The 11819-nt window shown below is 69.2% G+C and carries 11 protein-coding genes and 2 pseudogenes; 5 read left to right on the plus strand and 8 right to left on the minus strand.

Going from position 1 to position 11819, the window contains the following annotated elements; genetic code table 11:
- Positions 1-163: 163 nt before the first annotated feature.
- The 5 genes from ACIQHQ_RS36165 to ACIQHQ_RS36185 all read right to left on the minus strand — a co-directional run bounded on the left by ACIQHQ_RS36165 (position 164) and on the right by ACIQHQ_RS36185 (position 5440).
- Complete coding sequence (locus ACIQHQ_RS36165; protein WP_402620690.1) at positions 164-544, minus strand: hypothetical protein; 381 nt, start codon at positions 542-544, stop codon at positions 164-166.
- An 84-nt stretch (positions 545-628) separates the two neighbouring features.
- Positions 629-1852 (minus strand): hypothetical protein, encoded by a 1224-nt coding sequence (locus ACIQHQ_RS36170; protein ID WP_402620693.1) that lies wholly within the window; start codon positions 1850-1852, stop codon positions 629-631.
- Complete coding sequence (locus ACIQHQ_RS36175; protein ID WP_402620695.1) at positions 1849-2427, minus strand: RNA polymerase sigma factor; 579 nt, start codon at positions 2425-2427, stop codon at positions 1849-1851. The genes ACIQHQ_RS36170 and ACIQHQ_RS36175 overlap by 4 nt, the downstream gene beginning before the upstream one ends.
- Before the next feature lie 536 nt (positions 2428-2963).
- Positions 2964-5132: a pentapeptide repeat-containing protein gene (locus ACIQHQ_RS36180; protein ID WP_402620698.1), complete on the minus strand. Its 2169-nt coding sequence runs from the start codon at positions 5130-5132 to the stop codon at positions 2964-2966.
- A complete protein-coding gene (locus ACIQHQ_RS36185; protein ID WP_402620701.1) occupies positions 5129-5440 on the minus strand; it encodes a hypothetical protein in 312 nt (103 codons plus the stop codon). The genes ACIQHQ_RS36180 and ACIQHQ_RS36185 overlap by 4 nt, the downstream gene beginning before the upstream one ends.
- A gap of 101 nt (positions 5441-5541) precedes the next feature.
- Between ACIQHQ_RS36185 and ACIQHQ_RS36190 the strand changes: the two genes are divergently transcribed.
- The 5 genes and pseudogenes from ACIQHQ_RS36190 to ACIQHQ_RS36210 all read left to right on the plus strand — a co-directional run bounded on the left by ACIQHQ_RS36190 (position 5542) and on the right by ACIQHQ_RS36210 (position 9530).
- Complete coding sequence (locus ACIQHQ_RS36190; RefSeq protein WP_402620703.1) at positions 5542-5742, plus strand: hypothetical protein; 201 nt, start codon at positions 5542-5544, stop codon at positions 5740-5742.
- A pseudogene (locus tag ACIQHQ_RS36195) lies at positions 5718-6212 on the plus strand (IS5 family transposase); the annotation flags it as partial. The gene ACIQHQ_RS36190 and the pseudogene ACIQHQ_RS36195, both read left to right, overlap by 25 nt.
- A 1236-nt stretch (positions 6213-7448) precedes the next feature.
- Entirely contained in the window at positions 7449-8732 is a 1284-nt protein-coding gene (locus ACIQHQ_RS36200) for a pentapeptide repeat-containing protein (protein WP_402620706.1), read from the plus strand.
- 423 nt (positions 8733-9155) lie between these two features.
- Positions 9156-9350 carry a hypothetical protein gene (locus ACIQHQ_RS36205; RefSeq protein ID WP_402620709.1) on the plus strand — a complete coding sequence of 65 codons (195 nt, stop codon included), beginning with the start codon at positions 9156-9158 and terminating at the stop codon, positions 9348-9350.
- 30 nt (positions 9351-9380) lie between these two features.
- Positions 9381-9530 (plus strand): ATP-dependent DNA ligase, encoded by a 150-nt coding sequence (locus ACIQHQ_RS36210; protein ID WP_402620711.1) that lies wholly within the window; start codon positions 9381-9383, stop codon positions 9528-9530.
- Between the two features lies 1 nt (position 9531).
- Here the strand turns inward: ACIQHQ_RS36210 and ACIQHQ_RS36215 are convergent, their stop codons facing one another.
- The 3 genes and pseudogenes from ACIQHQ_RS36215 to ACIQHQ_RS36225 all read right to left on the minus strand — a co-directional run bounded on the left by ACIQHQ_RS36215 (position 9532) and on the right by ACIQHQ_RS36225 (position 11640).
- Entirely contained in the window at positions 9532-9786 is a 255-nt protein-coding gene (locus ACIQHQ_RS36215) for a DUF6207 family protein (protein ID WP_402620904.1), read from the minus strand.
- A 397-nt stretch (positions 9787-10183) separates the two neighbouring features.
- A complete protein-coding gene (gene mscL / locus ACIQHQ_RS36220) occupies positions 10184-10627 on the minus strand; it encodes a large conductance mechanosensitive channel protein MscL (RefSeq protein WP_402620714.1) in 444 nt (147 codons plus the stop codon).
- A 142-nt stretch (positions 10628-10769) separates the two neighbouring features.
- Positions 10770-11640: pseudogene (locus ACIQHQ_RS36225) on the minus strand (IS5 family transposase).
- Positions 11641-11819: the final 179 nt, after the last annotated feature.

Below are 11819 nucleotides of genomic sequence, written 5' to 3' on the forward strand. Positions count from 1 at the left end.
CACGATCCACGGCCGCGACTGACGTTTCCCCACGCCTCGACCAACGAGCAGACAAGCCGACGGTCACTTGATCAACAACTTCTGTTAGGACCTCTTAACCGGGCACGATCCGGGCCCCCAGGGGCGTCCGGAGGGCCCGAATCGGCGCGTGCGGCGAAGTGGGTCAGCCGCTGCTCTCCAGGGCATTCACGAGGTCGGCGGGGTCGGGGGTCGTGCCGGTGGCGAGGTGGCGCACGCCTGGGCCGGGCGGGGGCCAGGCTGCGCCCCGGCCGAGCGGGTGGCGGCGGGAGGGTGCGGTGCGCCAGCCGTGCCGCTCGGACCACACGAGAGCAGAGGCTGGCGCGTCAGGGCCGTCCGGGACGAGTGCGGCTACGCACTCGTCGTCGTCCGGGTGCTGGACAGCCGGCGGGGTGTCGGTGGTGGTCCAGCCGCGGGCATGCAGCAGGACGGCTGCGGCACAGGTGCCCGCGCGACGGGTCAGCCCGGCCGGGTAGCCGAGCGCGGCAGCGGTCTCCGCGGCCGTGACCCCGCAGAACCGTGTCATCAGCCGCAGACGGAGCAGTGAGCATGGACCCGGGCGGTCGAGGGTTGCTGGCCTGTGGGTTCGCCAGGCGTGGTCGCAGAACGGTCAGGTGAGGAGGTTCTCGCGTACGTTCCCGGTGCCGGCACGGATGATCCAGGATCCGTCTGCCTGACGATCGGAACGCTGCTTGAGACGGTAGATGTCGGTGGAAGCGGGCCATGTGGTGCGGTCCGACCACCTGACTCCGGTCAGCTTGATGTCGTCCTCGCGTACATCCGCGTTGCTGAGGTCGTCCGTGGTGAAGTCGTCCATGAGACTCGCGAGGGATTCCTCGTCTACTGCCACTGGCGCGCCGATGGCCTGCGTGTACTCGTCATTGATGATCTGCAGGCACCGGTATCGGGCGCGGTCGAGGGCGCGGTCGAGGGCGCGGTCGAGGGTGCCGTGGAGGGCGAGGTCGAGGGCGCGGGCGATGTCGAGGGCGAGGGCGAGGGCGAGGTCGAGGGCGCTGGCGCAGGCGCGGGCGCGGTCACGGTCGAGGTCGAGGGCGATGTCGCGGGCGATGCCGAGGGCGAGGGCGCGGGCGATGTCGAGGGCGCGGTCGAGGTCACCGTCGATGTCGAGGTCACAGTCGATGTCGAGGTCGCGGGCGATGTCGCGGGCGATGTCGCGGGCGCGGTCGATGTCGCGGGCGATGCCGAGGGCGCGGGCGCGGGCGAGGGTGAGGTGGGGGGCGATGTCGAGGTCGTGGGCGATGTCGAGGGCGAGGGCGCGGGCGCTGGTGAGGTCGCGGGCGATGTCGCGGGCGATGTCGCGGGCGATGTCGAGGTCGCGGGCGATGTCGAGGTCGCGGGCGATGTCGAGGTCGCGGGCGATGTCGAAGGCGAGGTCGAGGGCGCGGCCGATGTCGAGGGCGAGGGCGCGGCTGCGGGGGGAGGTGCTGGCCCAGTTCCCTACGAGATGCAGCACGCGGCTCGCAGCCGCCACGCGAGGGTTGCTGCGCAGCTTCAGCCGCTGGGCCGCACTGGCCTGCCACCTGCTACCGCCTGGGGCTGCGTTGACGACAGGCGGGGAAACGGCAGGAGGGATGCTGGGGGGCGCCGGGATGGTGGGAGGCATGAGGATGTCGCGCAGGCCGGCTTCCACGCCCAGAGCGGTCTCAACCTTCACCGCGAACGCCTCATGACGGGACTGGAACAGGATGTCGCGCAGGCCGGCTTCGGCATCCAGCGCTGCTTCGATCTTCGCTGTGAACGCCTCATGGTGCAGCGTCAGCTCGCGGTCGGGCGGATCGTCGGCGGGCCCAAGTTCGTCCCTGTGAGTGGTCACTGGCGTTCCCCCTTCCGCTTCCCGAGCACTATCACCGCGGTGTGGCGCGCGCGGGCGAGGTTGCCCCGCACCTGAGTCGCGGGCACGTCCAGGATCTGTGCGATCTCCGCCGGACTGAATCCATCGAACGTCAGAGCCAGCGCCTGCCGCTGGCAAGGAGGCAGCTTGCGCAGGACGGCCAACACCTCGTCGCGTTCCACTGATTCCCACATGTCCTGGTCGCCCACCAAAAGCGCCGCAGCTGGTTCCGGCGGCTCCCCGAAAACCTCCTCCCGGAGGGAGCCGAGCGCGCGGATCAGCACCCGGCGGGCCGTCGTACGCACCCACGCCTTGGGATGGCGTACCTCACCCCACTTCTGGTGCAGCGTGCGCATCGTCTCCTGCGCGGCGTCCACCGCGTCCTCCCGACCGGCACCTACCAGGATGAGGAACCCGACTAGACGCGGGAAGTCGGCCCGGTAGAAGGCGGAAAACTCCGCGTCGACGGCGGCGCGTTCCGCGGCCCGGTCCTCGACCCCGCCGACGGACAGGTCCACCGGCGGGTTAGCGTCCGTGGGCTCCCCCGAAGTCGTCACGCTGCCTCGTCCCCCTTACCCCCACGGCGGCTCACGGTGAGCCGCACGTACCGCCCACGCCGCCGCTCGGTCAGGCACACCTGCCCACCTGGCCCCGCCGCCCGCGTCACCTCGGCCAGGTGCCTGCGGACCGCCCGAGCATGCAGCACCCGGTAGCGGAAGTACGCGGCAAGCACGCCGACAAGCGCCGGACCCGCGACCCCCACCACAGTGACAGCATCCATCGCACCCCATCCTCTCGTCCGTACGGCGGACGGACCGGCCGTCCATGGATGAGAGGCCAGAGAGGCCGCCCGCGTGAACAGACGAACCAAGATTCTTATTGATTGATGCGGTCGAGGGCCTTCATGAGGTCGGCGGGATCGGGGGTGGTGCCGGTGGCGAGGTGACGCACGCCCGGGCCTGGCGGGGGCCAGGCTGCGCCCCGGCCGAGTGAGTGCCGGCGCGAGTTCGAGGTGCGCCAGCCGTGGCGCGGGACATCTCGAGCGGGGCCGCCTGCCCGTCCGGCACGGCGGTCTCCGGGAAGGCGCGGGTAGTCAGCGTTTGACGCGGTTGCGGATGGCGAGGACGGCCAGGCCGAGGAGGACGGGTTCGGTCAGGCGTGAGGTCATCTCGATGTAGGTGCCGGCGGTGGTCAGGTCCTGGCCTGATGAGCGGAAGACCACCGAGTTGAGGGTGCAGTTCAAAGCTTTCTCAAAGCGCTTGCCGGTGAACCGGTCGCCGGTGGGGTTCTGGGGGTCGTCCTTGTCGATTTCGAAGGTGACCTTGCCCCCGCTGGCTGGGACGGTGCCGGTCGCGGTTTGCTTGGGGGTGTCCTTCGCGAGGCCGAAGGCCATCAGCAGGACGATGGTGAGGAGCATGGCCGTCCCGAGCCAGGCCAGGGCGCGGGAGGCGCGCAGGCCGTAGCCGGACAGCGCCCAGTACGCGGTCAGCAGCCCTCGTTCACTGCGGGGGATGTCGTCGGCGTGGCGGCGCATCTCCATCTCCCCGTAGTAGAAATCCGCGGCCCCCGGCTCATGCTTTCCGTCCTCGAAGGCCTTGCGCAGTGCCCGGTACACCGGAGCCAGTTGCAGCGGCCCGGCCCGCCCGGCGCCGAGGACCGCCACGTTCCAGTCCCGCACTGCTCCCGGCTGGCTGGCGCGCCAGTGGTGTTCCTCGGCCAGGACGCGGCGCTCGGTGAACCGCACGGGCGGCCAGCGCCGCCATGATGCGGGCGGGGCTGTGTCGAAAGTGCAGGCGCCCTCCAGACGGAGTTGGTCCAGGTGGACCGTGCCGGCGAACAGGCACCCCGACAGATCAACGTCGGCCAGGACCAGATGAGCCGCATCCACCCCGCGCAGCGACGCCACCCGCACCTCGGGGTCGGACAGCCTCAGAAGGGGATCTTCGTCGAGCGGTCGGCCGTCGGTGAGCACGAACGTATCCGGCTCGGCGGCGATTGTGAGGGGGTACTCGAACACCGCATGAGCGAAGTCCACCGTGGCATAGCGCAGGCGGATCTCCGCGGTCGATGACCAGCGAGTGCGACGGCACTCCAGACGGCGCGCAGCGAACGAGAGGGTCACCGGACCGCCGAACCTAGCACCGGACAACACAACCCGCCCAGCACACACCAACGGCCCAAACTGGTCAGCCTCCACGAAAGTCGCCGATTCGAACCTGGCGGCGCCCTTGAAGGTCACCGCCCCGAACCAGACGGCGCCCTCGAAGGTCACCGACTCGAACCCGGCGTCGCCCTCGAAGGTCGCCGACCCGAACCCGGCGGCGCCCTTAAAGGTCGCCGACTCGAACCAGGCGATGTCCTTGAAGGTGACCGACCCGAACCCGGCGATGTCCTTGAAGGTCGCCGACCCGAACCAGGCGTCGCGCTTGAAGGTCGCCGATTCGAACCCGATGGCGCCCTCGAAGGTCGCCGACTCGAACCAGGCGTTGCCCTTGAAGGTCGCCGATTCGAACCCGATGGCGCCCTCGAAGGTCGCCGACTCGAACCTGGCGGCGCCTTTGAAGGTCGCCGACCCGAACCCGGCGAAGCCCTTGAAGGTCACCGATTCGAACCTGGCGTCGCCCTCGAAGGTCACCGAGCGAAACCCGGCGTCGCCCTCGAAGGTCGCCGACCCGAACCCGGCGACGCGCTTGAAGGTCACCGACCCGAACCTGGCGACGCGCTTGAAGGTCACCGACCCGAACCCGGCGACGCGCTTGAAGGTCACCGACTCGAACCAGGCGTCGTCTTTGAAGGTCACCGACTCGAACCCGGCGTCTTGCTCGAAGGTCACCGAGCGAAACCCGGCGTCGCCCTCGAAGGTCGCCGACCCGAACCCGGCGACGCCCTCGAAGGTCACCCACTCGAACCCGGCGTCTTGCTCGAAGGTCGCCGCCGCAAACCAGGCGTCGCCCTTGAAGGTCGCCGACCCGAACCCGGCGTCGCCCTTGAAGGTCGCCGACCCGAACCTGGCGTCGCCCTCGAAGGTCGCTGACTCGAACCCAGCGTCTTGCTCGAAGCTTGCCGCCGCAAACCAGGCGTCGCGCTTGAAGGTCGCTGACTCGAACCTGGCGACGTCCTTGAAGGTCGCTGACTCGAACCTGGCGACGTCCTTGAAGGTCGCTGACTCGAACCTGGCGAAGCCCTCGAAGGTCACCGACTCGAACCAGGCAGCGCCCTCGAAGGTCACCGACTCGAACCCGGCGTCGCCCTCGAAGGTCACCGCTCGAACCGGGCGAACCCCTCGAAGATCGCCGACTCGAACCAGGCGCCGCCTAAGCGGGGGTGACCGGTTGCAGGGTCACGGAGGGAGTTGAGTAAGGCGTTGAGGAGGGAGCCAGTGAAGGGGGTGCCCCGATGGTCGATGTCGGCACCGGGAGTCAGGCCGGCCAGGTAGGCGTCGCGGTCGGGCAGGTGGGCGAGACATGCGGCGTGGCCGGGTACGTGGATGCCGCGGCAACCAACGGGGTCGGCAGCAGGGTCCGCGCCGTGTGCGCAGTGCGGCCAGGTCGGCGGTTCGGATGTGCTCATGGTGCGGCGGCTCCACGGTGTCAGGGGTGCCCGTAGGGACGCCCTGATGACGGACACGGTTCCGGCTCAACAATTGGCGAGGGGTCTACAACCGGCTGCGGATGTGGGCCGTCGACGGCACCTGGGAGCGAGTGTTCACCGCCCTGGTGGCCCAGGCCGACGCGGACGAGGACCTCAACTGGGCCGTCTCGGTCGACTCCACGATCGTGCGGGCCCACCAGCACGCGGCCGGAGCCCGCAATAGGGGGCCCCGGCCGGCGAACCCGGCGACCACGCCATCGGCCGCTCCCGCGGCGGACTGACCACAAAGGTCCACCTCGCCGCCGATGCCCGCTGCCGGCCACTCGCGTTCGTCCTCACCGCCGGGCAGGCCGGTGACGCACCCGCCTTCACCGACGTCATGGCCCGCCTGCGCGTTCCCCGTCCGCGAGGCCGACCGCGTACCAAGCCGGACCTGGTCTTGGCCGACAAGGCGTACTCCTCCCGAGCGATCCGCGAGCACCTGCGCAAGCGCGGCATCCGGGCAGTGATCCCCGTCCCCGCTGACCAGCGCGCACACCGGCTCCGTCGGGGCAGCCGCGGCGGCAGGCCACCGGCCTTCGACCGTGAGACCTACAAACAGCGCAACACCGTCGAGCGGTGCATCAACCGCCTGAAGCAGTGGCGAGGCATCGCCACCCGCTACGAGAAGACCGCCACCGTCTACCTGGCCGGACTCACATCGCGGGCATCTTCCTCTGGTCCGCCGGCTGATCCAAACGAAACCGCCTAGCTGCCAGTACTGCACTCTTCGAGTGCAGATTGCTTCACTGCAGGCAGGGACGCCAACGCAGGGTATCTCTCCCGGAGTCCCGTCTTAGGGTTCACGACCAGCGACGCCAACCAACCAGCTTTGGGCATATCGGACGGTTTCGCGCGCCGCAATGCGCCGTCAGAGCCTCGGAGCCACGTGGTCCCGCCCGGCTCACGGATGAGGAGCGCCTCGATGAAGTAGAGGTCCGCGTTCCTCGCGTGGGATGTCACGGCGTCTGACATGGCTCGCTGGGGGATGTCCAGGCGGGAACACGGTGGAATCGTCCCAATTCTCATGAGGAACCCTTCACCATGCAGCGTATCGATCTTGAGAGTTGCCAGAGCTGGATCAAGGCTGCGGTTCGCCACCATAGTCCCAGTTCGGTCATCCCATGTTGTGACGCGAGAGGCCACCTTGCGCTGCTCCTGCTCTTGGCGCTCACGAGACTGGGCGAGCTGATCGTCGGCCACCTGCGCCGCCTTCAGCGTTCCCCAGCCCGTGATGACCAGACCAACAGCGGCGGCGACAGCCGCCACCACGGTCGCGTGCCGCGCCCAATCGACCCGCCGATACCAACGCGCCGCCGCGCGAAGGAACGCGGCCCAGCCCTCGTGCTCCGATTGACTACCTGAGGCAGACGGGGGCGTCTCAGTCGGCGCTGGCAGCTCGCTACCCCGACGGATGGCCGGACGTGGGCTGAGCTGACGTATGCGTAAGCGCGCTGGGCGGGCCTGGGGCAATCTGACCTCGCAATCCGATACGGATTACTGAAGACGCCGTCGCAAGCGCGACGGTTGCGCCCGCGGGAGAGAACGCAAGCGCTGCCGTGTGGCCACCCCCTCCCTGCGACCACCGGATTAACGTTCTGCGTCCTCGAACGCCGTCATCGCCGCTTCCACAGGGGTCGTGTCCTCGCCCTCGGCGAGTGCGGCAGTCGTAAGCTCAGCGGTGGTACTTGCCACGCTCGCGTCCCGGTGGCGCTGAAAGTCCCAATGTGCGGCGGCCAGGAAACAGATCCCGGAGCATCATGACCCGGAACAACGCTCCCGCGCCCGTCCAGCCGCCCTCCCCCGCGCCCATCCCACAGCAGCCAACGCCGGTGCGGGCCTGCCCGCCGCGATAGCCCAGGGCGCCGTCCAAGGAGCCGTTCCTCGTCTGCTACAGCCTCGCAACATCCAGCGCACCCGGCCGCCCGCCACCCGTATCAACGTCTTCATGGCCACCACACCGCCCCGCCGCTCTGGCCGCGTCGCCCATCTGCAGCGCGTCGCCCGCCGCCGCGCTGCCGCTCTGACCGACTCCCGACCGGCACGCAGGCGACGCCACCCCCTCGAACCTGTACCTCTCGCTGCCCAGCGGCCGGCCGTCATCCCCGTACCTCCCGCTGCCCAACAGCCGACCGTCATCGCACCAGCGGACGGGTGGTCGCGGATCCAGCAGGGCGCGAACACACTGGCCGCACTGGGCACCCTGGCCGTGATCATCTTCACCTGGCTGTCGATTCAACAGGTCGACAAGGAACACGCTCTCACTCGCGAGGGGCAGGTCACCGACCGCTACAACAACGCCGTCGGCAACATCGGCGACGACTCCCTGGAGGTACGTCTGGGCGGCATCTACGCCTTGCAACGCATCATGGAGGACTCCTCCCGCGACCAGCCCTCCATCGTCAACGTTCTGTCCACCTACATCCGCAACCACGCCAAGAAACCGGAACAAGGCACCGACGCATCCAAGGAACCGGCCAGCGATATCCAAGCAGCCCTCACCGCACTCGGCAGCCGGAACCCCGCCCACGACGGCACCGCCCGCATAGACCTGCGCGGCACGTACCTGCGCGGCGCGAACCTCGGCAGCGCGAACCTGCCCGACGCGAATCTGGACGGCGCGGACCTCCTCGACGTGAACCTGAGCGGCGCGGACTTGGACGGTGCGGACCTGGACGGTGCGGATCTACGCCGCGCGGACCTGGATAACGCGAACCTACGCGGCACGCACCTGAACGCCGCGGACCTGGCTGACGCGACCCTGCACAAAGCAGACCTGTCCGGCGCGGATCTGAACCGCGCGAAGCTGACCCGCGCGGATCTCACCATCGCGAACCTGAACGACGTGAAACTGACCGGCGCGAACCTGAGCGGTGCAAAACTCAACGGCGCGGACCTGGGCCGCGCAAAACTGAACGGCACGAACCTGAACGACGCGAACTTACGCGAAGCGCATCTGAATGTCGCGAACCTTGCTGATGCATCCCTGATCCGTGCGAACCTGAATAAAACTGAACTGACCGATGCAGACTTACGCGAAGCGGATCTGAGTCACGCGAACCTGGCCGAAGCCACCCTCGTCCTCGCGAACCTGGCTAATGCGGACCTGACCGACACGAACCTGACCGACGCGAACCTGAACACCGCAGACCTGATCGACGCCAACCTGACCGACGCGAACCTGCGCGGCGCGATCCTGACCGACGCGGACCTGACTGAGGCGAAGCAGTAGCGCGTCGCCCCTTCGGGTGTGTGACCACGACGTCCGGTGAGCTGGTCGTCTGGGAGGAAGGCCGGCTCGCTTTCAAGCGGCTGCAGGGGCGGCTGGCCCGGCGCGGCGCTGCGGCGGCCCGGGCTGCGGATGAACAGCAAGGCGCATTTCGTCGTCTTCGATCTGCTGCGGCTGTAGGGGACCGATGCAACCGGCTGGCCGTACCGGCGCCGCAGGGCAGCACTGGAATCCATGACCGCCGCATCGCCGACTGTCAGCGCCGTGGACGCTGTGCCCGTCCACCACGAACCCCAAGCAGGTGGCGGAGTGGCTGTCCTGGACGACAGTCGGCCTTGAGGGGAGCGTCTTCAAAAGGCTCGACAGCCCGTATCAAGGGTCAGTGCACGGACGTTGAAGTACAAAGTGCGGGTCACCACAGAAGCCGTGATCAGCGCGGTCACCGGGTCGCTTACCGCGCCCCGCACGCTGCTGCTGGGCCGCTACGACCCGGCGGGCCGCCTGCGGTACGTCGGCCGCAGCACCACCCTGTCCGGGGCCGTCGGCCGCGCTGTGTCCGAACAGCTGGCCCCGCCGCGCGGCGCGCATCCGTGGACGGGCTGGACGTTCTCGGCAGGCTGAGGAACGCAGCGCACCCTTGATGCCGTCCTGGTGCAGCTGGATGTCGTGATGGAAGTCGGCGTCGACGTCGCCCGCGACAGCGCCGGACGGTGGCGGCACCCGGCCCGCCCCCACCGCATCCGCGCGGACGTCGACGTCCAGGAGGTGCCGCTGTCCGGCGAAGGCGGCGCCCTGTCATGAGTCAGGGCCGGATCGTGGTCGGCTCCATGGTCGGGCCGACCACGGCGGCTGCGGTGAGCTCCTGGCGCAGGTCCAGGTAGCAGCGCAGCCGTACGCCGGGCTGCCCTGCGTCCCGCCTCGTCTGCTCCGCTGTGGCCGTCGCCCATCGTTCGGCGAGCAGCTGCTGGAAGGCGAGCGCGGTGGCGTCGTCGGCGGCCGCGACGTCGACGACGACCAGGCCCGGCTCACTCACGTGCGTCTCGTGGATGGGGTCCATGTACGGCACTACGCCGGTCACCCCGGGAGAGTTCCGCCGCTGCCGTGTCTTCACCCGACTGAGTGGCAGGCCGTCAGAGGCTGTCGCCGCCCCAGTCCCAGCGGGCCAGATCGCCCCACGCCGCCTGGTGGACAAGTTCCTGACCAACCCGCCCGACTGGCTCAGGGCCATGTGGCACATGCTGCCGCGTCCATGGGAGCACTAGCCGCCGGGGCCGGCCAGGGCAATGCTGCTGCTCAATGTCATCGACGTCAGGTCTCATCGGCGAGCGTGGCCGCCGTAGCGCCGGCCGTGAAGCCACGCAGCCGGTTCGGCATCGGACGCCGTCGGTAACTACGGTCACCACGGACGTGCCCGCGACGGGCCCGGCAACCCAGGCCGGGCCATGGAGGTCGGGTCACCCGGCGCGCTGGGTTGTCTCCCCGGCCTGAGCGGGTACGGCGGGCAGGGAGACGGTGCAGGAGGCGCAGCGTCGGGCCTGGGCGGGTACGGGGCTGAGGCATTCGGGGCAGTCCCGTTTGGGGGCCTGGACGTCGTGGTGCGGGGCGAGGCGTTCGTGGAGCTTGTTGATCGGGAGCACGACCAGGAAGTACAGGGCGCTGGCGAGGAGGAGGAAGCTGATCGCCGCGTTGATGAAGGCGCCGTAGGGGAACTCGGTGGTGCCTAGGGTGAAGGTCTTGCGGCTCATGTCGCCGGTGGCGCCGGTAGCCAGCCCGACGAGTGGTGTCAGGAAGGCGCTGACGAAGCCGTTCACCACGGCGGTGAACGCTGCCCCGATGACGATGCCGACGGCCAGGTCGACCACGTTGCCGCGCAGGATGAAGCTGCGGAAGCCCTTCAATTTCTCACCCCTAAGAGGTTCTCGACGTCGACGGGCGGCACCGAGAGCGCGGTCAGCCCACCCCCCTTCACCTCGGATGCCCGGCCACACCTCACCCATGCCCGCTCCGCCGCGCGGCGCGGTGATGTACTAGGGTCCGTCTTCAAACGGATCTTGCCCAGAGCAGGATCGATGCGAGGGTGACCGCCGCTTCGTAGGAAGTGGCGGTCTTTTCGTATCTCGTGGCGACCCTGCGGAAGCCCTTGAGTCGGTTGAAGCAGCGCTCGATTGTGTTGCGCCGTCGGTAGGTCTCCCGGTCGAACCCTGGTGGTCGGCCGCGTGGCCACCGCGCCTCAGCCGGTGCCGTCGCTGGTCGGTCTTCTCGGGGATGGTGTGTGCAATGCCGCGTTTTCGCAGGTAGGCGCGGAAGCCGCAGGAGCTGTGAGCCTTGTCCGCGATGACCTGGCCGGGCCTGCGGCGCGGCAGGCTCGGGCCCGTGTGGGGAACACGGATCCGTTCCAGAGGAGGGCGTGTGCAGACGCTGTCGTGGCGCTGGCCGGGCGTCACCAGGATGGCGAGCGGTCGGCCCTTGCCGTCACAGGCGAGGTGGATTTTGGTGGTCAGTCCGCCTCGGGATCGGCCGAGGGCGTGATCGTCCGGTTCGTCCTGCCGCTGGATCACCCATTTCGGCCGGTGGCGGCGTGCTGGTGAGCGCGGACGATGGTGGAGTCGATCTGGACCAGCCAGTCGATGTCGCCGGCCGCGTCGGAGTGGGCCCGGATCTGCCGCAGGGCCCGTGTGAGGACTCCGTCGAGGGCGTAGCGGCGGAAGCGGGTGTAGACGATCTGCCACGGCCCGTAGCGTTCCGGCAGGTCACGCCAGGAGATCCCGGTGCGGATCTTGTAGACCATCCCGTCGATGACCTGCCGGTCCTCCACGCGGGGCCGTCCCGTCGCAGCCCGGGGTATCAGCGGAGCGAGCAACTCCCACTGCAGGTCGCCGGCCGCTGCCGCCCGGACGAGCGCTTCGGTCAGGCGGGCACCCGCGAGGGCCTCCAGCAGCCATCTCCCGCACCTTCCTTCGGCGAGCGCCTCACGTTCAGTGGGACTGAGAGAGGAGCGGTGCGAGGCGGCAGGGATCATGGTCGAGGTGATCTGGCATGCGGGCTAGGCCGCCGGGCTGCCGCCGCTGGAGGGGCGCCAACACTGCCAGG

It is taken from the genome of Streptomyces sp. NPDC092370 (assembly GCF_044755265.1).
Lineage (GTDB): Bacteria > Actinomycetota > Actinomycetes > Streptomycetales > Streptomycetaceae > Streptomyces.

What these genes read in the sequence shown, in the direction of transcription:
- ACIQHQ_RS36200 (WP_402620706.1), top strand. Translation starts at nt 7,449, where the DNA reads ATGGCCACCACACCGCCCCGCCGCTCTGGCCGCGTCGCCCATCTGCAG.
- ACIQHQ_RS36215 (WP_402620904.1), bottom strand. Translation starts at nt 9,786, where the DNA reads ATGGACCCCATCCACGAGACGCACGTGAGTGAGCCGGGCCTGGTCGTC.
- ACIQHQ_RS36190 (WP_402620703.1), top strand. Translation starts at nt 5,542, where the DNA reads ATGTGGGCCGTCGACGGCACCTGGGAGCGAGTGTTCACCGCCCTGGTG.
- ACIQHQ_RS36185 (WP_402620701.1), bottom strand. Translation starts at nt 5,440, where the DNA reads ATGAGCACATCCGAACCGCCGACCTGGCCGCACTGCGCACACGGCGCG.
- ACIQHQ_RS36165 (WP_402620690.1), bottom strand. Translation starts at nt 544, where the DNA reads ATGACACGGTTCTGCGGGGTCACGGCCGCGGAGACCGCTGCCGCGCTC.